The 23,404-nt window shown below is 66.3% G+C and carries 19 protein-coding genes and 5 pseudogenes; 11 read left to right on the forward strand and 13 right to left on the reverse strand.

All coding sequences use genetic code 11. The annotated features are described in order from the left end of the window. Positions 1 to 129: 129 nt before the first annotated feature. The 3 genes and pseudogenes from ACTWQR_RS46715 to ACTWQR_RS46725 all read left to right on the forward strand — a co-directional run. Positions 130 to 534, forward strand: coding sequence for a PaaI family thioesterase (locus ACTWQR_RS46715; RefSeq protein ID WP_443233410.1), 405 nt, complete (start codon positions 130 to 132; stop codon positions 532 to 534). After that, positions 527 to 1,204, forward strand: coding sequence for a TetR/AcrR family transcriptional regulator (locus ACTWQR_RS46720; protein ID WP_443233411.1), 678 nt, complete (start codon positions 527 to 529; stop codon positions 1,202 to 1,204). Before ACTWQR_RS46715 ends, ACTWQR_RS46720 begins: the two co-directional genes overlap by 8 nt. Before the next feature lie 188 nt (positions 1,205 to 1,392). Beyond that, a pseudogene (locus ACTWQR_RS46725) lies at positions 1,393 to 1,842 on the forward strand (DNA polymerase III subunit alpha); the annotation flags it as partial. A 529-nt stretch (positions 1,843 to 2,371) separates the two neighbouring features. Here ACTWQR_RS46725 and ACTWQR_RS46730 read toward each other — a convergent pair. The 3 genes and pseudogenes from ACTWQR_RS46730 to ACTWQR_RS46740 form a co-directional block, all read right to left on the reverse strand. After that, the gene (locus ACTWQR_RS46730; RefSeq protein ID WP_443233412.1) at positions 2,372 to 2,647 is read right to left on the reverse strand and encodes a hypothetical protein; all 276 of its coding nucleotides are present in this window, start codon (positions 2,645 to 2,647) and stop codon (positions 2,372 to 2,374) included. Between the two features lie 294 nt (positions 2,648 to 2,941). Continuing rightward, a pseudogene (locus ACTWQR_RS46735) lies at positions 2,942 to 3,287 on the reverse strand (alcohol dehydrogenase catalytic domain-containing protein); the annotation flags it as partial. A gap of 21 nt (positions 3,288 to 3,308) precedes the next feature. Next, positions 3,309 to 3,887: a PadR family transcriptional regulator gene (locus tag ACTWQR_RS46740; RefSeq protein WP_443233413.1), complete on the reverse strand. Its 579-nt coding sequence runs from the start codon at positions 3,885 to 3,887 to the stop codon at positions 3,309 to 3,311. A 99-nt stretch (positions 3,888 to 3,986) separates the two neighbouring features. On the opposite strand from ACTWQR_RS46740, the gene ACTWQR_RS46745 reads away from it, so the two are divergent. Both ACTWQR_RS46745 and ACTWQR_RS46750 read left to right on the forward strand, forming a co-directional pair. After that, the gene (locus ACTWQR_RS46745; RefSeq protein WP_443233414.1) at positions 3,987 to 4,406 is read left to right on the forward strand and encodes an ester cyclase; all 420 of its coding nucleotides are present in this window, start codon (positions 3,987 to 3,989) and stop codon (positions 4,404 to 4,406) included. Between the two features lie 307 nt (positions 4,407 to 4,713). Further along, positions 4,714 to 5,067: a hypothetical protein gene (locus ACTWQR_RS46750; RefSeq protein ID WP_443233415.1), complete on the forward strand. Its 354-nt coding sequence runs from the start codon at positions 4,714 to 4,716 to the stop codon at positions 5,065 to 5,067. 473 nt (positions 5,068 to 5,540) lie between these two features. Here the strand turns inward: ACTWQR_RS46750 and ACTWQR_RS46755 are convergent, their stop codons facing one another. Next, on the reverse strand, positions 5,541 to 8,858 hold the full coding sequence (locus ACTWQR_RS46755) for a 3-hydroxyacyl-CoA dehydrogenase NAD-binding domain-containing protein (RefSeq protein ID WP_443233416.1): 3,318 nt from the start codon (positions 8,856 to 8,858) through the stop codon (positions 5,541 to 5,543). Positions 8,859 to 8,865: 7 nt separating this feature from the next. On the opposite strand from ACTWQR_RS46755, the pseudogene ACTWQR_RS46760 reads away from it, so the two are divergent. Continuing rightward, positions 8,866 to 9,054 (forward strand): annotated as a pseudogene (locus ACTWQR_RS46760) (transposase); the annotation flags it as partial. Positions 9,055 to 9,254: 200 nt separating this feature from the next. On the opposite strand, the pseudogene ACTWQR_RS46765 reads toward ACTWQR_RS46760, so the two are convergent. Both ACTWQR_RS46765 and ACTWQR_RS46770 read right to left on the reverse strand, forming a co-directional pair. Beyond that, positions 9,255 to 9,825: pseudogene (locus ACTWQR_RS46765) on the reverse strand (RICIN domain-containing protein); the annotation flags it as partial. 4 nt (positions 9,826 to 9,829) lie between these two features. Next, on the reverse strand, positions 9,830 to 10,579 hold the full coding sequence (locus ACTWQR_RS46770) for an SDR family NAD(P)-dependent oxidoreductase (protein ID WP_443233417.1): 750 nt from the start codon (positions 10,577 to 10,579) through the stop codon (positions 9,830 to 9,832). Between the two features lie 128 nt (positions 10,580 to 10,707). On the opposite strand from ACTWQR_RS46770, the gene ACTWQR_RS46775 reads away from it, so the two are divergent. Further along, the gene (locus ACTWQR_RS46775) at positions 10,708 to 11,142 is read left to right on the forward strand and encodes an Rrf2 family transcriptional regulator (RefSeq protein WP_443233418.1); all 435 of its coding nucleotides are present in this window, start codon (positions 10,708 to 10,710) and stop codon (positions 11,140 to 11,142) included. Positions 11,143 to 11,326: 184 nt separating this feature from the next. Here the strand turns inward: ACTWQR_RS46775 and ACTWQR_RS46780 are convergent, their stop codons facing one another. Continuing rightward, entirely contained in the window at positions 11,327 to 11,785 is a 459-nt protein-coding gene (locus ACTWQR_RS46780) for a MarR family winged helix-turn-helix transcriptional regulator (RefSeq protein ID WP_443233419.1), read from the reverse strand. A 63-nt stretch (positions 11,786 to 11,848) separates the two neighbouring features. On the opposite strand from ACTWQR_RS46780, the gene ACTWQR_RS46785 reads away from it, so the two are divergent. Beyond that, a complete protein-coding gene (locus ACTWQR_RS46785; RefSeq protein ID WP_443233420.1) occupies positions 11,849 to 12,217 on the forward strand; it encodes a VOC family protein in 369 nt (122 codons plus the stop codon). Positions 12,218 to 12,764: 547 nt separating this feature from the next. On the opposite strand, the gene ACTWQR_RS46790 is transcribed toward ACTWQR_RS46785, so the two are convergent. After that, a complete protein-coding gene (locus ACTWQR_RS46790) occupies positions 12,765 to 13,001 on the reverse strand; it encodes a hypothetical protein (RefSeq protein WP_443233421.1) in 237 nt (78 codons plus the stop codon). A 228-nt stretch (positions 13,002 to 13,229) separates the two neighbouring features. On the opposite strand from ACTWQR_RS46790, the pseudogene ACTWQR_RS46795 reads away from it, so the two are divergent. After that, positions 13,230 to 13,325: pseudogene (locus tag ACTWQR_RS46795) on the forward strand (IS5/IS1182 family transposase); the annotation flags it as partial. Between the two features lie 385 nt (positions 13,326 to 13,710). Here ACTWQR_RS46795 and ACTWQR_RS46800 read toward each other — a convergent pair. Further along, entirely contained in the window at positions 13,711 to 13,977 is a 267-nt protein-coding gene (locus tag ACTWQR_RS46800; RefSeq protein WP_443233422.1) for a transposase family protein, read from the reverse strand. Between the two features lie 515 nt (positions 13,978 to 14,492). Next, on the reverse strand, positions 14,493 to 14,660 hold the full coding sequence (locus ACTWQR_RS46805; RefSeq protein WP_443233423.1) for a hypothetical protein: 168 nt from the start codon (positions 14,658 to 14,660) through the stop codon (positions 14,493 to 14,495). Positions 14,661 to 15,017: 357 nt separating this feature from the next. Between ACTWQR_RS46805 and ACTWQR_RS46810 the strand changes: the two genes are divergently transcribed. Beyond that, positions 15,018 to 19,022, forward strand: coding sequence for a P-loop NTPase fold protein (locus ACTWQR_RS46810; RefSeq protein ID WP_443233424.1), 4,005 nt, complete (start codon positions 15,018 to 15,020; stop codon positions 19,020 to 19,022). Positions 19,023 to 19,200: 178 nt separating this feature from the next. On the opposite strand, the gene ACTWQR_RS46815 is transcribed toward ACTWQR_RS46810, so the two are convergent. Beyond that, a complete protein-coding gene (locus tag ACTWQR_RS46815) occupies positions 19,201 to 19,779 on the reverse strand; it encodes a TetR/AcrR family transcriptional regulator (protein WP_095749631.1) in 579 nt (192 codons plus the stop codon). Positions 19,780 to 19,868: 89 nt separating this feature from the next. On the opposite strand from ACTWQR_RS46815, the gene ACTWQR_RS46820 reads away from it, so the two are divergent. Continuing rightward, positions 19,869 to 20,315 (forward strand): anthrone oxygenase family protein, encoded by a 447-nt coding sequence (locus tag ACTWQR_RS46820; protein WP_443233425.1) that lies wholly within the window; start codon positions 19,869 to 19,871, stop codon positions 20,313 to 20,315. Positions 20,316 to 20,704: 389 nt separating this feature from the next. On the opposite strand, the gene ACTWQR_RS46825 is transcribed toward ACTWQR_RS46820, so the two are convergent. Both ACTWQR_RS46825 and ACTWQR_RS46830 read right to left on the reverse strand, forming a co-directional pair. Next, positions 20,705 to 20,962 carry an HNH endonuclease gene (locus ACTWQR_RS46825; protein ID WP_443233426.1) on the reverse strand — a complete coding sequence of 86 codons (258 nt, stop codon included), beginning with the start codon at positions 20,960 to 20,962 and terminating at the stop codon, positions 20,705 to 20,707. 157 nt (positions 20,963 to 21,119) lie between these two features. After that, entirely contained in the window at positions 21,120 to 23,048 is a 1,929-nt protein-coding gene (locus ACTWQR_RS46830) for a pentapeptide repeat-containing protein (RefSeq protein ID WP_443233427.1), read from the reverse strand. Positions 23,049 to 23,404 lie beyond the last annotated feature (356 nt).

Consider the following 23,404-nt stretch of genomic DNA (forward strand, 5'->3'; position numbering starts at 1 on the left):
GCTCGGCTTCGCTCGCGCGCACCGGAAGGCTGCACAGCCTGCAGCCTCGCGCCACAGGCGCGGACATGAACCGTGACGCCCACATAACATGTCACCGTTAACTTAACGGCGACAACCTGAGGGGCCGCGATGACCATCACCGAGCAAGACGTCTACACCTTGGCGCCGTTCGCCAGGACGCTCGGGATACGCTTCGGAGCCCTCAACGCCGACGCTGTCACCGCGCAACTCGCCTACACGCCCGAGCAGTCCACCGTCGGCGCCGCGATACACGGCGGGGCACTGATGGGGCTGGCCGATGTAGCCGGCGCCGTGTGCGCCACGCTCAACGGGACCGCCGACACCGTCCCCGCGACCATGGAATCCACCACCCACTTCCTGCGGCCCGTACACGGCACCGGCGCCTTCGCGACCTCCCGCCCGCTGCACGTCGGCAAGGCAACGGTCGCCGTGGAAATCGACATCAGGGATGACAAGGACCGGCTCTGTACCCGCGTCACTCAACTCGTCGCCCTCCGGAGGCACCATGCCTAAAGGACCCGGCCAGACCACGGCCGACGGCCGCGCCAGCACAACCGAAGGCCGTCGGCGCAGCCGCGCCAAGCGAGGCCACGGCGGCCGACTGAGGGACGAGCTCATCGAAGCGGCCGGCACGCTGCTCGACGACGCCGGCGAGGACGGCGTGACCATCCGCGCGGTGGCACAGGCTGTCGGGGTCAGCACCCCCTCGGTGTATCTGCACTTCGACAACCGACTGGAACTGCTGCACACCGTGTGCCTCGAGGTCTGGGACGAGCTCGGCCGACGGATGCTGAGCATCAGCGCCCAGACCACCGACCCGTTCGCCGAACTCCACCAGCGCAGTGTCGCCTACATCAGGTTCGGGCTCGACCATCCCCTGCGCTACCGCCTGGTCGCGACCGGACCCGCGACAGCCGCCACTGAGCAGGTCGCCGACGCCTGCTTCCGATTCCTACGGGAAACGGTGCAGCGATGCGCCGACGCCGGCGTGCTCCACGGCGATGTGACGGCGCTGACCCGGGCCATCTGCGCGTGCCTGCACGGTGCCGTCTCGCTGCTGATCCTCCTGCCGACCTCGAAATGGCCCGCCGACATCCCCCAGTACGCAGACGATGCCGCCACCGTCGCCTGCCAGGGCGCCACCGCCCTCTCACGCGCGCACCATGGCCGCTACGGAACGTGACCTTTTCTGCCCTGGGCAACGCTCCACTACGCCTCGCTGGCGTCCTCATCGGCCGACGGTTGGCACAACGGGCGGCGGCCGGCCTGCGCGGGGCGGACAAAGGGCTGGTCCTCCATGCCCTTGCGGTAGTGCTGGCGCAGTTCACCGCTCTGGCCGAAGCAGATCCGCCGGGCCAGGCGGTGGCGGGCCTCGGCGAGCCATCCGGCGAGATCCAGACCCGGCTGCGTCTCGACCAGTACGAGGAGGCCAAGAAAGCGGCCGCTGCGTACCAGGAGATCTTCGGCCGCGAGAACTACTTCCTCGAGCTGATGGACCACGGCCTGGGCATCGAACGCGACGTCCGCGACGGCCTGTTGCGACTCGCGCGGGACCTGCGGATCCCGCTCCTGGCCACGAACGACGCTCACTATGTCACCGAAGACCAGGCCGACGCCCACGACAGCCTGCTCTGCATCGGTGTCGGCAAGAATAAGGACGATCCGGGCCGCTTCCGTTTCAACGACTCCGGCTACTACCTCAAGAGTGCCGCGGACATGCGCGAGCTGTTCTCGGAGCTCCCGGAAGCCTGCGATAACACCCTGCTGATCGCTGAACGCATCGAGTCCTACGACGAGGTCTTCGACTACGTCGACGAGATGCGGAATCGCACCGGCTGCCAGTGGGACTTCATGCCGCACGACCTGCCCCCGAAGGGGGCCGCGTACTACTACTTCGCCGCCTGGCGTGACGACGGCACCGACCAGAAGATCCACGATCTGCTTCGCTGGTATTCGCGTGAACACAGGCGCAGATTGGCCGACCCGAGCCTTGTCGTGCTCGACACTCAGAGCAAACGCGCGGCCGCGGGACTGCCGGCCACCACGACCGGGAAGGACGCGGCGAAGCGAGTGCCGGGCCGCAAGCTGGGACTCGCCGTTGACCTGTCGAGGTTGGTGATTGGGGCGACGTCACCGCTGCCTCGGCCCACGACAACCAGGTCGGGATCCGTTTACTGGACAAGGTCGCCGATCAGACCGGCACGATCAAGAAGGCGCTGGTGGGCCAGGGGTTCAAGACCGCAGTCGTCGACCACGAAACACGGCTGGGCATCGGCGTCGAAGGCGTCCAGCGCAATCCGGCCGATAAGGGCTTCGTCCCGCAGGCCAAGCGGTGGATCGTGGAGCGCGCCTACGGGATCTTGTTGATGTACCGACGCCTCGTACGTGAATACGACCACCGACCCCAGAGCGCGGAGTCCCGCGTGTACTGGGCCATGACCGACGTCATGACACGTCGGCTCACGTCCGCCACCGCGCTCACCTGGCGGGATACATGAGCACGGACTCCGTGAAGCCGATCCTCGAACGGATCGATGACCGCGAGCAGGCCGTGACCGACCAGGCCGCGCTGGTGCAGGCACAGATCGACGAGCTCACCGCGCAGTTCGGAGAACTCGACTGGCACCTGGAGCACCTGCGGATCACCCGCACGACGCTTCTCACCATCGCCGACGAATCCAACACCGGGCAGATCAAGGACACTTCACCAGCCCCCGGGCTGCCTGAGCACCCCGCCTACCAACAGATCATGACCGTCTTTGCCGACCGAGACGAGCATTGCGAGCCCGAGACCTGTGCCTGGCCCTCGACCTGCCAATCGCACCAAAGAACACCGAAGGCATCCGCTCCAAGCTCATACGCCTCGTCAGCCGAGGCATCCTCGCCGAGCTCGATCCCGGCCTGTTCGCCCAGCCCCGCCCATAGGTACGGCTTGGTGGTCAGGTACGACGGTGTACTGGGCGGCGGTGCCGAAGGGGCGGTAGGACTGGGCGCCGTGTACCCAGACCCGCTGTCCGACGCGGCGGGCGTCGACTTGGGCGCCCACGGAGTCGATGACTCCGGCGGCGTCGCTGTGCGGGATCACCCGTGGATAGGGCATGGCCGAGCCGAGCCGGCCGCGCCGTTTTCTTGGTGTCGCCGGGGTTGACGCCCGAGACGGTGACACGGACGCGGACCTCGCCGGGGCCGGGGACGGGATCAGGTAGTTCACCGACGTGCAGGACATCGGCGGCGGGGCCCTGGGCGTCGTACCAGGATGCAAGCATGGGGGGTACCTCCGTGGGCAGTCAGCTCGCGGGAGCGGCGGGCGCATGCGGATCGCTGTCGATGCATCCGGTGTCGAATGCGGGCGGCTTCTCCCCGAGGGTCTCGCGCAGCCAGGTCCGTTCGGCGCGGCTGGTGGCGCGGGCGGTGAGCAGCATGCCCCGCCGGTAGGGGTCGGCGATCTCCTCGGCACGCAGGGGCCGCTCGTTGTCGTAGAAGAAGCTTGCCGGTTCTTCCAGGAACTCCAGCCGTCTGCGCAGCACCGCGTGCTGTTCGGCCACGTCGGGCAGGTGGGAGAGGAAGGCCAGGACGATGTAGAACCGGGTGAAGTCGGTGATCTCGTGGTCGGCGGGCTTGCGCAGGCGCTGAAGCATTTCGGCGCGCCCGTCCGCGGTCAGGCTGAGCACGTACCGGGCCGCCCCCGTGGCCGGGTCTGCGCGCCGCTCGATCAAGCCCGCCCTGGTCAGACGATTGATCGCCGGATACAGGCTGCCGTCACTGACCGGCCGCGTATAGCCGGTCAGCTGTGAGACGCGGCGGCGCAGCTCGTGTCCAGGCAGGGGTCCCTCGGCGAGGAAGCCGAGTATCGCGAGTTCCAGCATGAGTCCATCTTCGCACGAGAACATCGAATCGATGTAAACATCGATTCGATGTTAGGCTCTCAGGTACCCGCCCAAACGTCTCTGGAGAGGAACAGCAAGATGCCATCGCAGTCCACCGAGTCAGTGATGAACCGTTTCGTCGAGTTCATCAACACGGGCAACGAGGATCTCGCCCGCGAGGTCATTTCCCCGGACGCGGTGTTCCACGCGCCAAGCCACCCGGAACCACTGCGGGGGCCCGATGGGTACTTGGAAGTCATCGGGATGATGCGCAGCGCCTTCCCCGACGTCCAGTGGACGCTGGAGGAGACGGTCACCGAAGGCGACACCGTGGCCGCGCGGTTCACCATGCGGGGAACCCACGAGGGTGAATTCTTCGGGATCCCGGCGAGCGGCAACAAGATCTCGGTGCAGGCCATGAACTTCTACTACCTGGCCGACGGCCGGATCACCGGCGAACGGGGCCAGCCCGATCTCCTCGGGGTGCTGCAGCAGATCGGTGCTGTACCGGCGCCGTGAACCTCGTAGCGCCGGGTGAGCCTTCTGCCGCACGGGATTGCCGCTGCCGGGAGGGGGCCGTATGGCACGGTGGCAGACGGCGAAGGGCCGCACCGGAGCGCGGGCGGCCGGCGCGGGTTCACCGCAAGAGGCCGGTCTTCTTCTTGATCCGGCGTCCTCGCGCAGACAGCGCCCGTTTCGGCGAGCGCTTTACACCTCGTCACCGCTGACGTGACCGAGCCGGGCACGGAACTGCTCGCTCTACGGCGAATACCGCAACCCTCGAATACCGACAGTCCACCAGTGCACCCGGGACACCGCGGAGGCCGTGATCGGTGCCGTCACCGGCAGCACGCCCCGTCCGGCAACCGTTCTCCTGGGCCGCTACACACCGGACGGAGACCTGCTGCTGGTCGCCCGCAGTACACCTCTGGCCGCGCCGGTGCGAACGGCCCTGTCCAACCGACTCACCCCCGTCGGCCCCGGCCACCCGTGGCACGGCATGCACGTGACGTCACACTGGGGCAGCCGGGATCCACTGGAGTTCACACCTATCGCCCCGCACCTGGTGTCGGAGTTCTCCGGTGACACCGCCATCGACCAAGACCGATGGCGCCACTCCGTGCGGCTGGTGCGCCTGCGCCCCGACCTGACCGTCGAGGACCTGCCGCTCCTGGAGTAGAAGCTGCTTCCGGTCCCCGTGCCTGACCGGTGGGCTGATCGTAGGTTTGGCGAAGAAGTCGGATCAACTACCCCGCGAGGCCCGCACCCATGGATGAGAGCCCCACCGCGCCCCCGTGGCCGCAGTGTTGGGGTCCGCTCAGTGAGCTCGACGGCGACCTTGGCGCCGGCTCCCGGGTCGTCCTCACCCGCGACGTGCGGATCTGCCGACGCTGTGGGATCGATGAGGCTGTGCGGGGCGCGGCAGGGCTGGCTCCCGTGCCGCCCGGAGAATGGCCGGCGCGCGAAGAGCCCTTGACGTGGGTCGACGTAATGAGCGCTGGCCGCTGACCCATCTGATGGATTACGAGTTCTGGAGCCAGATCCTCGAAGGCGGGGGTTGTTTACGCACAACTGCCGTGTCTCGTACTCGTGGCCAACTTCGGCGGCGAGACTGTCGTACTGGGAGTGGGGACAGCCGTACATGCTCCTCCATCAGCGTACAGCGGAAGTGTCCGTGGTCTCCGGCTCACTGGATGGGCTGCTCGCCTCAAGGCATTCCTGGAGCCGGAGGTGCCGGAACTCGTAGCCTGCACCAGTCTGCCGAAGCGCACCTCGTGTGTGCGCCTCTTCCAAGAAGGTCATGAGCCGCCAGGGCAGTCGGCCCGTGGCGCCGAGCCAGAGCCGCGCGACGATCAGTCGCCCGTATGCGCTCAGGATCAGCGCCAACGGACCCATGACAAGGGCCATTTGAAGTGCCATGCCGTGCATCCCGTACCGGTCCTGCGTGGTCAGAAGCAGAACCGCGCTGGCAGCGGACCCTGCGATGGTGGCAGCGGCGCCCCGGGTCGCCACGGCGAGCCGGTCCCCCCGCAAGCTCGCGGACGGGCTTGCAGCACGGGTCGGGTCTGCAGGTGTGTCGAGCCAGCGGTAGACGCCGCAGACGCAACCCCCGATGAGGCCCAGTACGAGGCCGGAGGCAATACCGCCCTTGATGCAGTTCTTCACCAAGCCCCAGTGGCCGATCTGCCAGAACCACCAGGCAGCCGGTGGGCGCAGCGAGGACAGCAGGGTGAGGTCCCGCGCTTTGTGGCCAGCGACCCGGACGTGCCAAATCCCGTCCTGGGTTGTGAACCGCACCGGGTCGACGTGTGTGGTGCACCGCCGATGGCGTTCGTGGCAGGCCGACGCGCCGGGGCCGGGTGGCGCGTAGACCCATGCCTCCGCCTGGTTGCTGGTGTTCTCCATCAGGATCAGCCTGACCGGCCTGGCGGGTTCGGCTGTCTTGGTACCGTCGGGGTAGACGGCAAAGGTCCATGCGGGGGTGATCGCGCGCCGGATGCCGGCGGGTGTGTTCCATACATCGTCGGCATCAGCGGGTACGGTCCCTGAGCGAGTGACTCGCCATTCGATGATGGCGCCCATGACGGCGCCGATGGCGGGTCCGAGTGCCAAGCCGATCAGCAGGCACGTGGCCGTCCCACGAATGAGGCCCTGACAGAAATGCCGGATCTGCCGTCGGCCCGGACCGCGGTATGGAGCCCTGCGTGGTCCGCCTCGCTGGGCGCGGAAGGCTGCCAGCCCTGCCGCGCCCATGACAACGGCCAGCGCGCTCGCCCGCCATACCGTGCCGGCCAGGGATGACGGGGCCATGACCAGAATCGCCGCGCCGAACAGAACGATGACGGCGGCCGCACCGATCTGGCGGGCGACCCTGGGACCGGCCCAGGGTAGACCCAGCGGGGCGGGATTCGTCGTGACCCCCGCCACCGCGAACACGGCCGACACCGCCGTGCCGAAGAGGACGCCTGACAGGAAGCGGAAGAGCCATGCGTCCCCCAGGTTGGCGATGGACGCTCCGTAAAGCGGCTGGGCCGTGACACCGATGAGGATGCCGAAAACTGCGGCCGCCAGTGCAGCCCTCGTGACCAAACCGCGCAGCGGGGTCGCGCCGGCGCGGTTGGAGAACACAGCGAGCCCCACCGTGCATCCGGTGACGACCCCTCCGCCGTTGCTGGCCAATGCGATCAGCTCGCCGCTGGCCCACAGGTCGCGCAGCTTCTCAGGCGCCACGAGCATCATGACCGCGCCCGTCACGACAGTGGACAGACATGCCGCCAGAGCGCCCGGCGCCAACAACTGCACCACCCGGGGGATCGCACTCTGCAACTCCCACCAGGCGAGTTGCCCGGTGCCCCGTCGGCGCAGGTGACGGGCCAGGAATCCGAGCCACCCTTGAGGCTCCGAGGACGTGTGACGCGGGTCGTTCATGTCGTCGAACACCGCTGGCACGAACGCCTTCAGCAGATGCTCCTCGATCTGAACTGCCGTAGTGAACCGGCCGCCCAGCAGTTCTCCAGGGTCGCGATGGCCGTCGTTGTACACGGCACGCGCCATAGCAACCATGAGAGGTCTGCTCAGCACTATCCGCAGGGCCTGTTCTGGCAGCCCGCCAGATGCGGCCAGGCGCTCGAGCGTCGGGCTCCAGGCCGTGCCGATCCCCCCGTCCGCCCTACGCACGGGGCGCGACGTTCGGGTCAGATACTCGGCGGCATCCGTCATGAACAACGGGGAGAGTTCAACGACTACAGCAGCGGTGAGGACGTCGCAGGCTTCCACAGTGGCGGCGTAGGCATCGGTCCTGCTCGTAAGCAACAGCGCCGAATTTGCATCCAGCTCGGCGTTGAGACGACGCATCGCCGGTACCCGCTGTGCCGCAGGCAGTTCGTCGAAACCATCGAGGACCGGCAGCACCAGACGCGCGGCAACCAAGGCGTCGGCCAAGGTGCCACCACCCGGCAGCCCGGCGGCCAGGGCGGGGAAGTCGGCTGCGAGCCGGGCAGCCATCCAGGCACGCAAGGGTTCCCGAGCGGCGTCCCACGTGCCGGCGGGCAGCATGACTGGCACGGCATGCCCCGGTTCCCGGGTCGCCAGCAAATCCAGGACGAGCTTCAACGCCAGGACTGTCTTCCCGGACCCGGGCGGGCCAAGAACCACCACGCGGCGGGACGGCGCGGCAAGGAAGGCTGCGCGGATGTCACTCAACTGTCCCGCTCGCAAATCAGGGTTGAGATCTGCGCCCTGCCGCACGTTTTCGTCGTGATCGGCGAGCGGGGCCTCAACCGCCCGCCATCGGACAGACAGAGGTTCGGGATCTTGCAGTCGGCGTAGCCGCGCCTCGGCCGCCCACATCTCCTCCACCGCTCCGGCCAGGGCGTCCGCGCGGCCCTTCAGCCACTCCGATCCGGAGCCCTCCCCGGTGCCGGACTGGCTCTGTACCAAGGTGGACAACAGTCCCAGCACCGAAACCACGATTCCGAGAGCAGGCGTCCACCGCTCAGCCACGGCCTTGCCGTCGACGAAGACGACCACGGCCACTTGGATCAGGCCGGTTACCGCCAATGCGGCTGCCCACCACAACCTGCGCACGCGCTGCGCTTCCCCAACCCACCACATTGCTCGTGTCTCGTCCCTGTTTCCGCTTGGCCGATATGCCACGCGGAGCGCAGGGTGTTCCGCAACCCGCGCGCGGAAGCGCGATACAGGCGTGGGGTGTCCAAAATCGGGCCGGGTGAGGGCGGCGGCGAGATCGCTGACCGACAGGGAACTGGTGTTGCTGGCCAGTACCGTTCCGGGGCTCACCGTCTGCTCAGCGGCGGCGAGGAGCCGGGCCTTGAGCGCGGCGTCCTCGGGGACGGCCTCGACGACCAGGTCGGCGTGCGAGGGCAGGGCGTCGACGGACGGAACCGTCGTCACCCGGGCCAGCACCTCCTCCGCAGGCTCTGCGAGTGCGCCGCGCTCGGCCGCTCTCACCGCCGGGACCAGAGGCTTCACCCCAATCCCGAAGCGGTGGGCGGTCGAGCGGACTTACGGCTGGCTCATGTTCCACCGCCGCCTGACCCGCGACTACGCAACCCTGCCCGCCCGTTCCGAGGCCATGATCCACCTCGCAATGACCGGCCTCATGGCCCGCCGCCTCACCGGCGAGAACACCATCTCCTGGCGCGAACCGACACCGCAGGCCAAACAGCAGATTCGGGATAAAACATTAGGAGAAAACGACCTCTCAACGGCCGCCCACGCAGAACGCTCGGCTGGGACACCCCAGCCGAGCGCCTGCACAAACTGCTCGCGGCCTGATCAAACCGACCAGGTGGTGCGACGATCCCTAAAACCGCCCACGGCACCGGCCCTTTCACATGTCGCCCACTACAGGGCGGTCACCTGCCACTCCTGGTTGGTCCCGCCGGTGCTGGGCCACTGGATGACCCTCGCTCCGTCCGCGGTGGAGGCGTCCTTGACGTCGGCGCACCATCCGTTGCCGACGCTGACGAGCCGGTAGTAGCCGCTGGTCGCGGGGACCAGTTTCCACCACTGGTTGCTGCTGTCGGTGTCGGTCCACTGGTCGAGGCCCACACCCTGGGCGGATCCGTTGGGGCTGTCCAGGACCTTGCCGCTGCGGACGTTGGACAGCCGGTAGGAGCCGTCGGTGTTCGGCACCAGCTTCCACTGCTGGTTGGTACCACCGGACCACGGCCACTGGACGACGGCCGCGCCGTCGGCGCCGGAGGCGCCGCTGACCTCCAGCACCTTGCCGCTCTTGCGGTTCACCAGCCGGTAGCTCCCCAGGTCCGCGGCGAAGGGCCGATCGTAGACCTCGAGGCTGCGGATGGAGGCATGCACCGGAGGGCAGTCCGGTCACCGTCACCCGCACGTACCGTGCCTGTGCGTTGAACACGGACACCTGCACCTGGCTCGTGCTGGTGGTGCCGGTGCGGTCCGGTTCAGGCGTTGTAGCCGCCGTGGGCGTCCAGCACCGCGCCCGTGACGTACGACGCGGCGGGGCTCGCCAGGAAGGCGATCGCCGCGGCGATTTCGTCGGGGTGCCCCGTGCGTTGCAGGGACAGCGAGCTGACCAGGGCCTTGAGGGTCTCGGGGTCCGGCGGTTGCATGCCGCCCTCCATCAGTCCGGCCTCCACGACGTTGGCCGTGATGTTCCGGGGCCCGAGGTCGCGTGCGACGCCCATGGTGTACCTCTCGATCCCGGACTTGGTCGCCGAGTAGTCGGCAAGGCCGGGGGCGCCGACCCGGGAGCCCAGTCCGGAACTCACCGTGATGATGCGGCCGCCCGTGCGCAGCACTCGGGAGGCGGCCCGGATGACGGCGATCACGCCGAGGTAGTTGGTGGCGTGCATCCGGTCCAGTGCGGCGGTGTCGGCGTCCGGGTCGTCCACCGTGCCAGCCACGGAGATCGCCGCGTTGTTGACGAGGACGTCCAGGCCGCCGAAGTGCGCGACCACGTCGTCGATCAGCGCCGGCGCCCGGCATGTGTCCGCCTGGTCGGACTGGAAGGCGACGGCCTTGGCTCCCTTGCCGTGCACCTCGTCGACGACGGCCTGCGCCTGCTTCTCGGAGCTGACGTAGGTGAAAGCGACGTCGGCGCCCTGTTCGGCCAGCAGCCGTACGGTCGCGGCTCCCAGTCCGCGCGACCCCCCGGTGACCAGGGCGACCTTGCCCGTGAGTGGCTTGCTCATTCTTCTCACCTCGTTGATTGACCCTTCCCGGCAGTCGCAACGTTAATTGTTACGACAGGCTGTTGCAACCTTCGCTGTTACGACTGAGCTGTCGTAACATGAAGCGTTGCGGCCGAGAGGAGGAGTCCATGGGCGCCAACAGCAGGCTGACCATCGCCGCCCACGCGCTGGCCTGGATCGGCCTCTACCAGCGCCAGGGCCATGAGGTCGCCACCTCCGAACAGATCGCGACCAGCGCGAACACCAACCCCGTGGTGATCAGACGGCTGCTCGGCGAGCTGCGCAGGGCCGGGCTCGTGGAGTCCCGGCGGGGCGTGGGCGCGGGCTGGTCGCTGGCACGCGAGCTGGAGTCGATGACCCTGCTCGACGTGTACGAGGCAGTGGAACCCGGCCCACTGTTCGCAATGCACCGCACCACCCCGGACCAGGGATGCGTGGTGGGTCACGGCATCCAGCCGGCAATGCGGAGCATCTACGAGGGCATCGAGGAGACCCTGAGACACGAGCTGGCCCGCGTCACGCTCGAGAACGTACTCCGGGACGTACTCGCGGCACCTCGCTAGCCCAGTGCTGTCAAGCTTTGCACCCGGTGCGGCGGCTACGGACGTGCGAGTCACACGAGGTATGTGGGCTCATCGCAGAAGAGGGTGTAGTCGGGGGCCGTCGGTTTTCGAAGTCGCCTGCACGGATTCCCACGCTCGGCTGCACTCCCGTCCGGGCGCTGCGAGACGTGCGCCGAGGAACGGACTATGCACCGCCGGTGGCATCGCGCAGGGAATGAATCATGTTCTGCAGGATCCGGAACGCGGCTGACTGCTCGGTCTCGGTCATGCCTGCCAGCATTCTGACCTCGACGGACCGGACCGCTACGGTCGCCTTCTCCAGGCTCCGTCGGCCGCGCGGCGTGAGCCGCGCAGGAAGAACCTTCCCGACGGGCGCCTCCGCGGGCCTGGTCACGTAGCCCTCTCGTTCCAGGGTCTGAAGCAGCACGTTCATCGTCTGCCGTGTCACGAACGCGCCACGCGCGAGCTCGGAGTTCGACAAGCCCGGCCGTTGAGCCAGCAGTTCGAGGCAGGAGTAGTGCGTCACGCTCATCCCGAGTGGCCGCAGCACCTCCTCCATGGCTGCGCGCAGGGCGCTCGAGGCCTCTTTCAGCAGATAGCCCAGTGATTTGTCCAGGTCGACTCCGACACCGTTTTGACTCATGTCAGGATTCTGACATACCTTGATCCGTGTCAGGAATCTGACACGAAGAGAAGGAGCATCATCATGCCCGCCACCGGCCCCGACTTCATCTCGCTCCAGTCGCGCGACCTCGACGCTTCGCAGGCGTTCTACGAGCAGTACCTCGGCCTCGTCCGCTCGCAGGCCGGGCCTCCGCACGCCGTCGTCTTCGAGACGAAGCCGATCGCGTTCGCACTCCGCGACGTCGTCCCCGGCACCGATCTCGCATCCGTTGCCCAGCCCGGCATTGGTGCCGCGATCTGGCTCCACGCCACCGACGTCCAGGCCATCCACGATGCTCTCGTCGCCGACGGTCACACCATCGTCTCCACACCGATCGACGGCCCCTTCGGCCGGACATTCACCTTCGCCGACCCCGACGGCTACCAAATCACTCTCCACGACCGCGCCTGACGAGCCAAACGCCACCGACGAGCACCGTTCCCCCGAAGACCGCCGGTTGCAGCGCAAGGTTGAAAAACACTTATTTTCACGTCCTTCCAGCGCGGTTCGGGTGTTCACGCGGCGCTTCGGCGGCTAGTTGCGAGCGGTGACGTCTCCCATCGTTTCCTGGGATCTGACAAAGGGCCCGGCGGGTGGTGGTCAGCAGGTGACACTTCCTTGCTTCTCTTCTTCTCGTAGCCCAGGCCGCCGAGGGGAGGCCCGGGCGGTCTGTGATCTGCCATCAGCGGGCCCGGTGTACCTTGGGAAGCCAGCCGAGCAGGCACTGCATCGCGCCACCGGTGAGCTGCCGCCGAGGTCGGGCAACAGCGGTGCGGCAAACGGCAGAAGGGCCGGGCGTTCGATCGCCCACCTGCGGCGGCCCAGTCTTCGCCGGGACGGCCAGCAGTCCCAGCGCGACAGCCAGTTGCCGGCAGCGCATGCCCTCCCGGGCCGCTTCAGACTCCAGCACCGACAAGATCCGCTGGTAGTCCGGCGCGAGGGTTCTCGCCGCCACGCCCTACTCCCGCCGGGCCACCGTCGAGTCCGCCACCGCGCTTTCCGTCGGCTCCATGACCACCAAAGACGGCCCGGCCAGCACCTCGGTCACTGCCACCCGGCCATCCACCAGCCGCTGAAGCTCGCGTTCCGCCTCACCCAGCGTGGCCCGCACACGCTCGGCCTCCCCCCGCAACCGCGTGATCTCCTCCCGGCTCCCCCTCTCCCTGGCCTCCAGCAGGCCGAACACCGACGCCACCAGCGACCTCCACGAGCCAGGTGAGCGGAAGAACCACACCCATCTCTCCCGTCACGAGCGGGAGTTCATTCCCACCCACCCGAACTAAACGATCACGTTCGGAGAGTAGATGGCGTCTCAGTCACGCAGCCCACAACGGAAAAGGGACACGATGGGTCACCGCAACGCGACACGAGTCGAAGGCCCAGACCTGGTGTAAAGCGACACGACCTGCGAGGGACACGGCCTCTGCCGACACAACACAGGTTCGGGTCCGGTCCGACCTGCTGGCGTCGACTGGCCGAGTGGCAGGAGGCCGGGGTGTGGGAGGAACTGCATCGGGTGCGGGCCACTACCAGCGCGTGAAGATGGCCGTCGCCCCCTGCGGCGTGGCCTGCCCCTGGACGAGCCACGCGAGCGGCCGCCCTCCCTGCGCGAAGCCGCACGCTGGATCACCATGGCTGCCGGCCGACACGGGCCCACAGACCGCACAACGCCTGTGGCATCTGCTCGACCACTGTCCCGAACTCCGCCGAACCCACGGGCTGGTTCGCCAGTTCGCCACGATGCTCGACGCCCGCGTTGTCGCCCCCTTGCCGGACTGGCTCGACCAGCTCAGCACCAGCGGACTGGCTCCGCTCGCCAGCGTCGCTACCGCTACGCGAAGACCAGCGCGCGGTCGCCCAGGGCATCGCCACCACCTACAACTCCGGAGTCAATGAAGGCCGCATCACGGACGTGAAGCTTCCAGTACATATCCCGGGGCATCGGCGATCCATTCGCCGACCGCCAGCAGCAAGGTCGCTCCGGCCAGCACTGCGCACGCGGTGAGAGCGAGCACGACGACCAGGCGGTGGCGCACTCCGCGTGGGTCACGCGGGTCCGGTGCCTCGGCCAGCCGCTCCAGCAGGCCCGGGGCCTCCTCGGATCCGACCTGCAGATTCTCGCGCAGTTGGTCAAGGGCAGGCGGGATCAGAGATGATGCGTCGGCAGGCACGGTCTTCCACTTGGATCATGGGGCGTTGAGAACTCCATGATCTTGGAAGCCGTGCCTGTCACGATCCGAGAACACCGCTGAGCTGGCAGATCGCCACGAACCGGGCGTCACGTGACTACGCCAAGCCCTGGCCCGGCACCTTGCCGACGTGCTGTCGGACGGCGACTGTCGCCCCGGCGCTGACGACGAGCATTGCCGACTCCGGTGCGGAGGCACAGCGGATCTGCGACGCTGAAGGTTTGTGACGCCGCGTAGACGGCAGGGCAGGGGGCATGTCCATGGAGCAACGGATGCCACGGCGGGCCATTCTCATCGCCGGCTCACATTTCGGTGGTTCGGGCGAAGAGAACTCCGGCAGTTATCCGCCGTTGCCGTTCGCTCCAAAGCGTGCGGCGGAACTCGCCGACAGGCTCAGCGAATTCGATTTCGACTGTTCGCTATTGACTGATAGAACGTCCCGCGAGATGGATACAACGGTCCGGAAGGCGATTCGTGATGCCGAGCCCGAAGACGTTCTAGTCGTGCACGTGATCAGCCACAGCGCCTTGGATCGCACAGGCCGCCTGCTTGTCATAGGTGCCGAGGGGGACGAAGCAGAAGCGGCCGCAGTCGAGGACTGGATCGCGGAGGCGGCCAACGGGGCCGCAGGCCCGCGGGTCCTGTTCCTCTTGGATCTCAGCCACGCGGGAAGCGTCACGCGGCGCTCGACGCAGTTCCTGAGAGCAACCGGCGAAGCGGACATTGAGCACGTCTGGATCATAGGCGCGTCCGATGCTGACGAAACGGCGTTCGACGGATTGTTCACACAAGCGACAGCACGGACCCTGAGATCCATTTTCACAGACGCCCATAATGTGCACCCGAGCGTCAGATACGTACCCCTGACATTTGTCGCCCGAGAGATCCAGCACCAACTCGGAACCCTGCAGAAAGATCTGCCTCAAACGCTGGTCACCAGCCTGATCAACCCCCTGAACCAGCCGGAATTCCCCTTCTTCCCCAACCCTCGATACCAGCCGACGACCTCACCGATCCCGGCCATGGAGGATGCCGGCCGGGCCTGGTGCCTCTCCGTCTACGACACGCAAGGAGTACCGAGTGTCGCCCTGGGCGGCGACGACTCACTGCGCGTCTTCGACCTGCAAACCGGGCTTCCGCGAGCCACGGTCCGCACGGACAGCGTCTTCGCCGTAGCGCCGGTACCGGGCGGTGACTCGCTGGCGTGTGCGGGAAAGAGCAACGCCGTAGAGGTCCGGTCAAGCGTCGATCTCTCGGTCGAGAGAGTCCTCTGGAGACATGCCGCGCAGGTCAACGACCTGGCCGTCGGCTCCGTGGAGGGACGCTGGGTGGTGTGCTCCGCCTCCGATGACGGCTCGATCCGGGGAGGGGACACCGAGGGCGTCATCCAGATCGACATCCCCATGGCACACCAGGGTTTCGCCAATGCGGTCGTCGTCGCCGGTCCACTGGTCATCTCGGCGGGTGCCGATGGAGACGTGGCGGCGTGGGACTACGCCACCGGTGAGCAGAAGTGGCGTCAGTCCATGCATACCGGCCCTGTCCACAAGCTGGCCGTGACAGCTGTCGGCAGTCGCGAGGTGGTCGTCAGCGCCGGCGAGGACGGGACCCTACGTGTCTGGGACACGGCCGACGGGACTCTCCTCCGAACCCTCTCGGCCCGGCCGACGCCGACCCGAGCCCTGTCCGTACTGCCGGGACGCCCGCTCGTGGCAGTCGGTGGTCCCGGGGGAACCATGGACATCTGGGACGTGGGGGCGGGCACGAAGCTGCTGGAGGTGACCAGCAGCGGCCCGGACGTCTGCTCGCTGGCCTTCGCGGTGATGAACGGCCAGAACCTTCTGCTCATCGGGGACACCCAGGGCGTGCGTCGCCGGCCTCTGGAGGACTTCAACTCCGTTCCACAGACGGCGACTCAGCCCCAGACCCCGACCCCGACCCCGACAGCTCCCCATACGGACGCACCCGCCGCGTTCCACGCGGGATACGCCGCCGATGTCGCCGAAGGCGAGGACCGCCTGGGCATATCCCGGGAGGTGGACACGCTCTGCCAGTTGATCATGGCCCGCGAAGTGAGACCGCCGATGTCGATCGGGCTCTTCGGCGACTGGGGTACCGGGAAATCGTTTTTCATGGCCCAGATGCGGCAACGCATCAAGGAGTTGGCGCGCAGATCGAAGCAGGCCGAGCTGGAACAGGTCGGCTCGGGCTTGTGCAGCGGAGTGTGCGAGGTCGAGTTCAACGCCTGGCACTATCTCGACGCCAATCTGTGGGCCAGCGTGGCTTCCGCCATCTTCGACCGGCTCGCCCTCACCGGCACCGATACGCGCGCGACCCTGCGGGACCTGCCTTCCGCCCGGGTGCTGGGCCAGGAACTCAAGGACAAGAAGAGGAGTCTTGAGGCGCAGCTCGGCAAGACGACTGAGGACCTGGCCCGGAACGAACCGGTGGACCTCCGTAGCCTCCTCACCGTCGACAGCCTCAAGCAGGTGCAGGACGCCGTTGCGCCGTCTGTGCTCGAACAGGCCGACAAGGCACTGACCGATGCGGGAATCTCGGCTACCCAGGTCGGCAAGGTGAAGCTTCAGGCGATGGAATCCGCCGACAGCCTGCAGAGGCTGTGGCTGCTACTCAGCAGAGGCAACTGGCCTGTCCGCCTGGCACTCGGGGCCGCCATTGCCGTGTTCGTACTGCTCGGGCCCGCGCTGATCTACATGTTGCGGAACGTCCTGGGCACGAGTATCGCCGCGATCTCGTCCATGCTCGGCACCGCCATCCTGGCGACCGCGATCGTCACCCCCTATCTGCGCCGACTGAAGCAGGCGCTCAAGGTAGCCGAGGACGCGGTGAACGAAGTCGACCGGCAGCGCCGCATACCGATGCAAGCCCGCCAGGAGGCCCTGCAACGCCGTATCGCCCTGATCGAGGAGCAGACCGCAGCGATCGACGCCAGTATCCGGGACCTGGATCAGGAGAGCAGCATCCGCGCCTACGCGCTCAAACGCCTCGACGATGACGACTACCGGCGGCACGAAGGCCTGATGGCCCTGCTCCGACGTGACCTGCAAGAACTCAGTCGCCGGCTCACCGCCCAGAACACCGCGCCCCTCTCCGCCACCACCGACCTCGAACGCATCGTCCTCTACATCGACGACCTCGACAGATGCCCGCCCCCTCGCGTGGTCGAGGTTCTGCAGGCGATCCAACTGCTGCTCGCTTTCCCCCTATTCGTCGTGGTGGTCGGCGTGGACGCGCAATGGCTGCTGCGGTCGGTACACGCTCACTACCGTGACGTTCTGGGTTCCGACAGCGTGCCCACAGCTGTGGAGGACACCCAGCACTGGGCCTCCACGCCCCAGAACTACCTGGAAAAAATCTTCCAGATCCCGCTGTGCCTGCCACCCATGTCCTCAGCGGGATACACGCGTCTGGTCGGTGCCGACCTGCACGAGCCCCTGCCCTCCGCCCCTGAGGAGGCGGCCGCCATCGCCACTGAGCAGCAGCCCGTGACCACTCGGCAGACGGCACCCCAGGCTCCCCCACCCTCACAGCCGCCGCCGACGGCACGCCCCTCCGCGACGGTCGCCGCTCCCGGAACGCCCCGAGTCGTCGCCCGCGAGCTGCACCGGTACCAGGACACCGGTCCCGTCGCAGCCCTCGGCCTCACCGACGACCGTCCCCTGATCGTGTCCGTCGACTCCGCGGCCGTCCTTACCCACCGGAACCTTCGCGCGAACGGCGTTCCTCACCTGACACAGAAGATCACCGGCGGCGAACTCATGACCGCCACGTTCACACCTGAGGGGAATGTGCTGCTCACCGGCGAGTTCGAAGACGCCGTGGCACTGATGGCGGACGAGCGCGGCACCATCCTCAGCAGAGTCAGCGCACCGGATCCGCCCCTCCCCACCACCCCTTCCGTGCTGTTCTCCGAGGACGGCTCCGAAGTGGCGCTGACCTGGCACAAGGCTGGCGGAACGCCCGCGGGCCATGTTCAGGACAGGCTCATGGGCGAGGTCGTCGAACTGGACACCACTGCCCCGCAGGCGGGTGCGTTGCTGGCCTGGACCGGCTCATGGCGACTGCTCGCGGACGCCGACGGTGTACGGCTGAGCCGCACCGCCGGTGGCTCCTTCGAGGTGTCCCACGCCCCCGACCGGATCGAGCAAACCGTCATGGATCCGTTGGGCCGCCGACTGGCACTCATCGGTACCGAGACACTCCTGGGACTGTGGGACACGGCGGGGACGCCCGGGCCCATCACGCCTTCACAGGCACTGCCACCGGTGCCGGCCACCGCCCGGATCGCGCTGAGTGCGGACGGTCTGATCGCCGTCGCCGAGGACACCCGGGTCCGAGTGTGGGAGGTCACCTCCGGAGCGCTCCGCGCACAGCTGGAAGCGGCTTCGGCCGTGACGGCGCTGGCCTTCTCGCCCAGCGGCCGTCGACTCGCCACGGGCGCGCAGGACGGCACCGTGCAGGTCTGGGCGATCGAGAATCCCGACCCCGAGGCCGCGCTGAAGCTCGAAGCACTTCGGCTGACGCGTGCCGAGCACGACATGATCACGTCCGTCGGGCCGCTCATAGCCACTCCGCGGACGGCGAGAAAGCTGGTGAACACCTACCGTCTCCTGCGCACCTGTCTCAACGAACCCGACATCGAGCGCGTCCGCGCGGGCGACCACAAACCGCTGATCCTCCTGCTCGCGGTCCTCATCGGCCATCCGGCTCAGGGCGCGGTGGTCCTGGAAACCTTGCTCGATGCCGGGGCCAGGGCAATGCCGGGAGACTTCACGGCTCTGCTCCAGAGGGTGCCCACGCGCGAACAGCCCGCGCGACAGGCGCCGTCGTCCGAGCACTCTCAGTACAACTGGAGCCGCCTGGCATCGGTCACCGAGCGAGTCGTCGCGGAGACCGGCGCTTCGGACGCCGCGTCCGAATATCAACACTGGGCTCCTTACGTCGCCCGCTTCTCTTTCCGTACGGGGCACCTCCAGCCGAGAGCCGACGGCGGGGAGCGCAGCTAGCTAGGGCGCGTATCGAGGCGTGATCAATGAGCACCGCAGCTTCCGGGCCGGGTGCCCCGTCGGGGGTACGGGGCCGGCGATCTGCGGCTGCGCCGTGTGGGCACGAGGGACCGGAAGCGATGCCGCAGGCAGGCAGCGGGCCCGCGGACCCCGGCCGTGTGCCATCCGGGACGGTGCGTCAGAGCATGGCGAGCCGGTCCACCAGCAGCTCCGTCCTGCGCTCGGTGTCCTCCGGCGGGAGCCGTCCCGCTCGGGTCAGGGTGGCCAGTCCGTGCAGGGACGCCCAGAACGTCTCGGTGAACAGCTCCGGGCGCACGCCGTCCCCGGCGACCTCGCTGAGGCACTCCAGCAGCGCGGCGAAGGCGTCCTTCAACGGTTCGGGGGTGTCCTCCTGCGCGTACGCCAGGCCGCCGTCGAGCTGGAACAGGGCGTCGTAGACCGCCGGATGGCGTTCGGCGAAGGCGAGGTAGGCACGGGCCAGCGCGGTGACCCGGGCGCGGGGGCCATCGGCGGCGGCGGTCGCGGCCCGCATCGCCACGGCCATCTCGGAAGCGCCCTGCAGAGCGACGGCGCCGATGATCTCGCGCTTGCCGCGGAAGTGGCTGTAGAGGACGGGCTGGCTGTATTCGATGCGTTCGGCGAGCCGCCGGGTGGTGACCGCGTCCCAGCCCTGCTGCTCGGCGAGTTCGCGGGCCGTGGCCACGATGAGGCGCTCGCGGCTGACCCGTTCGCGCTGCTTGCGTTCCTGTACCGACATGACTCGACCCTAGCACCGCTAGACAACGGAGCGGCAGCAGTACTAGCGTTGCCTCATCAGCTAGCAACGCTAGATCTGGAAGGGTCATCATGGTCAATGCACTCGAGGTCGTCACCATCGTGGTCGTCGGCGTGATGGTGGGGGTGGAGTTCTCCGTCCCCTTCTTCAGCAACCCGATCCTCAACGCACTCCCCGGCGACAACGGCCTGCGCGGCCGCGTCCACGGGGCCCGACTGGGCGGCGCCGTGATGCCGTTCTGGTACATCGGCTCGCTCGTCCTCGTCGGGGCCTGGGCCGTCGCCGGATGGGACGACGACGGCACCGGCCTCGTCGTGACCGCCGCCGCACTGCTGATCGCCAGCGTGCTCATGTCGATCCTGGTGCTCGTCCCGATCAACAACCGGGTCAAGACGTGGACCGCCGGCAGTCGGCCGGCCGACTGGAAGGAGCAGATGAAGCGCTGGGACCGCTGGCACTACGTCCGCGTCGCCGTCATCATCGCCGCCTTCGCCTGCCTGGCGGCCGCCCTCACCTGAGCCCGCGGGCCGGCGCGGCGCCGGTGGCGCACAATCCCCACTCCCCCGGGCGGCAGCGGGCCAGCCACCGAAATCCCGACGTCCGGGCATGCAGCTGCCGCTGCGAGTCCACACCTGCGATCCCGACAAGCTACGCCCCTCGATCACCTGCGCGGCTCTCGGCTCTGGTTCGGGTGAGGTCTTTGATCCAGATCACCGAGGCACGCAGGTGAAGCCCGGCGAGGTAGCTTTCCGGGGTCATGTCGTAGCGCGTCGCGATGCCCCGCCACGCCACGCCTTCAGTTTATTGGTTGGGTAGGCCGCGCGACGAGGTGCCTGCTAAGCGCAGGCCCTTTTCCGCACGGCCCCCCTCCGAGTACGAGTTTCCCCGTAACGGGCTCTCCAGTGACCTATTTCGTGACGCTGTTGGTTGGCTTTCCTGAGTGGATTATGTCATGACAGGCAGTGCAGACAACCAGAGTCTTGCGCCGTTTCTTCATCATGACCTTGTGCCAATCAGTAGGCAGCTTTCCCTGGTCGAGATCTGCGAGTTTTCGGATGTGGTGCACTCGCACGTTTTCCGACGTCCCGCATAGCTCGCACTTCCCCTTCAAGAGCCGGGTAATCAGCTCTTTTCTGGAGCGGGGGTTGGCCACTTGACGGTCCACAAGGACCGCTGCCTTCTGTCGCGTCAGTGAGATTCCGCCGAACCGTGCGACCAGTGGCTTCCTACCTGCGCTACGGGGGACGCCGGCTTCGAAGCATAATGGTTGCAGGTGGTGTCCTCGTGCGCACCTGACTACACGGTCGGGTACCTTGCTCGACCTACCGCTTAAGACGACTTCGGATAGCCAGCAATGCCAAACCTAGAAATACTGGCTCAACTATCCTGGAGGACATCTCGACATATGTTCCAGAGGTCGTCAAAACTTGGCCGGATGACCTAAATACGACCGAGTTGACAACTACGCGGAAGCCCTTCTCGAAGCGCTGCGCAGTTACGCGGCCCTGTAGCGGACCAGTCGGATTTATCGGCTTCGATGTACTTGTTACTTCCTGAAAGGTGTGACCACGTATCACACCATTGGAAATGGTCGTCGGTGCCTGGGACGGCAGCCCCCAGAAGACCAAGGAAGCCAGAGTTGCAATGATTGATACGCCCAGCCAAATCAGTGCGCGGCCAGCACGGAGACCGTACCCGGACACGAGGCAGTAGAGGGCGAGTAGGTAGCGTTCTGAGCGTGGCCGATTTTCGTCACTCCGGCGCATCTCCATTTCGCCGTAGTAGAAGTCGGCTGCATCCGGCTCGTTCTTCGAATCCTCAAAGGATTTCCTGAGATGTCTGTAAGTAGCAGATAGTGCCGCAGGTGAGATGCTTGCTGTCGTAGACGGCGCATTCCAACCGCGAGGTGATGGCCTACTGGCTCGCCATTCAGCTTCTTCTGCCAGCACTCGCCGCTGACTCCATCGAGTTATCCTCCAACCAGAATAGTGAATTCCGCGAGGAGAGTTACTAAACTGACATTCTCCTTCAAGGCGAATTTGATCCAAGTGCATCGCTCCCGCGAACCGGCATTCCCGAAGGTCGACGTCTACGAGTAGAAGCTTTGAGACGTCTGCACCCTGCAATGAAGTGATCTTGGCTAGGGCGGAATCGCCGATGTGTGAGTCATCCAGAGTGTTGCCATCTACACCTAGAAAAGGTGTCAACGTGGTTGCGACGATCAGGGCTGCAGCGAAAGTGGCGCCGCTCAAGTCTGCTTTCGCGTGCCTAACCCGCAATGCACCTGTGGAGGACCACTCTGCCTGCTTGAATGTGAGATTCGCGGCGGAGGCTTCGATGATAATTGAACTCTCGAACGATGCTCCATTGAATACGATGTCTCCACTGGAAATCATAGGCCCGATGCGCTTGGATCGTTCGAACGTCGTTCGGACAAAGTGTGCATCTTGATTGAAGCGAGTTTCCCGAAATAGGGCCGCCTTGGAAAAGACTGCATCCGTGAAGTAAGACTTCCCGTCAAAAGTTGCCTTATCGAAGTTTGCATCGGCGGAGAAGGCGGCCTTATTGAAGCTACCTCTACCGAAGGCTACATTACGGAAATCTGCCTCGCGTTCGAAAGTGACTTCATTGAAGGAAGCGGCGTGGATCGATGAGTCAGCGAACAGGGCGTCCAGGTTAAATCGAGCCGATTGAAACTGTGCATTGTAATTGAATGTGCTGGAGGTGAAATCTGCATTCCGAAAGAATTGGGCAGACGTGAATCGCGACCTGCTGTTGAACGTCGACCCGACGAAAATGCACCGATCGTGGAATTTTGTTCGCATGAATGAAACGGTGGAGAAGTTTCCTGATCGAAACTCTGCAAGTCTTGTGAAAGTGCAGTCGGCAAAGGAGGTGGTTCCTTTGAATAACGTGTTTGAAAAGATGGCGGCATCGTGAAAATTTGTCCCTTCGAATCGGCACTCTTTTTCCAGCTCAGAGTCTCCAAATAGGACGCCTGCGTGAAACATCGCTCCCGTGAAACGCGCATCATCGTGGAAGTGAGTTCTGAGGAAAGTGGCGTTTCTTAGGAAGTCGACGGAGTTGAAATTAGCGGGACCGATAAAACTGGCCCCCGAGAATGTGACGAGATTGAAGCCAGCTCTTCCGGTACCGGGATCTCGCACGGAATCCAGCAACTGGCTCAGCAGCTCACTGGTGAATGTAGTACCGCTAAAATCGACGTCCATGCCGTAAGAGAGGGAAGCCAAGTAATCAAGCCTGTCCTGCTCAGATAGATGTGCCAGGCAGAGAGCGAATGGTGTCAGTCGACGGCCGGGGCAAGCGGGCTGATCTGGCTGGCTGTAGTTACAGGCGTTACGCCGGGGTGGTCGAACCATGCTGTGAAGGACACGCAGGATGTCAGGTTGGTTGCGCTTGCCCCGCCAAGCAGTCTCGAGCGTGGTTGTGCCACTGCTTTCCTCGTGTGTCCGCCAAGAGGAGCAGCCGGCAGCGATGGCTGTTCAAGAAGGGGGAACCACTCCGAGTTGATGCGCTAGCTCAAGCTGCTGGTTTGAGCTCCGGATGGCCCGGTCGTGCCCGGCCACGCCCGCCAGGATGGATCGGG

It is taken from the genome of Streptomyces sp. 2A115 (assembly GCF_052245575.1).
Lineage (GTDB): Bacteria > Actinomycetota > Actinomycetes > Streptomycetales > Streptomycetaceae > Streptomyces.

Excerpts from the sequence above, each read along its gene's own strand:
- ACTWQR_RS46815 (WP_095749631.1), bottom strand. The coding sequence starts at position 19,779 with ATGTCGGTACAGGAACGCAAGCAGCGCGAACGGGTCAGCCGCGAGCGC.
- ACTWQR_RS46770 (WP_443233417.1), bottom strand. The coding sequence starts at position 10,579 with ATGAGCAAGCCACTCACGGGCAAGGTCGCCCTGGTCACCGGGGGGTCG.
- ACTWQR_RS46715 (WP_443233410.1), top strand. The coding sequence starts at position 130 with ATGACCATCACCGAGCAAGACGTCTACACCTTGGCGCCGTTCGCCAGG.
- ACTWQR_RS46780 (WP_443233419.1), bottom strand. The coding sequence starts at position 11,785 with ATGAGTCAAAACGGTGTCGGAGTCGACCTGGACAAATCACTGGGCTAT.
- ACTWQR_RS46775 (WP_443233418.1), top strand. The coding sequence starts at position 10,708 with ATGGGCGCCAACAGCAGGCTGACCATCGCCGCCCACGCGCTGGCCTGG.
- ACTWQR_RS46810 (WP_443233424.1), top strand. The coding sequence starts at position 15,018 with ATGGAGGATGCCGGCCGGGCCTGGTGCCTCTCCGTCTACGACACGCAA.
- ACTWQR_RS46820 (WP_443233425.1), top strand. The coding sequence starts at position 19,869 with ATGGTCAATGCACTCGAGGTCGTCACCATCGTGGTCGTCGGCGTGATG.
- ACTWQR_RS46745 (WP_443233414.1), top strand. The coding sequence starts at position 3,987 with ATGCCATCGCAGTCCACCGAGTCAGTGATGAACCGTTTCGTCGAGTTC.
- ACTWQR_RS46785 (WP_443233420.1), top strand. The coding sequence starts at position 11,849 with ATGCCCGCCACCGGCCCCGACTTCATCTCGCTCCAGTCGCGCGACCTC.
- ACTWQR_RS46720 (WP_443233411.1), top strand. The coding sequence starts at position 527 with ATGCCTAAAGGACCCGGCCAGACCACGGCCGACGGCCGCGCCAGCACA.
- ACTWQR_RS46740 (WP_443233413.1), bottom strand. The coding sequence starts at position 3,887 with ATGCTGGAACTCGCGATACTCGGCTTCCTCGCCGAGGGACCCCTGCCT.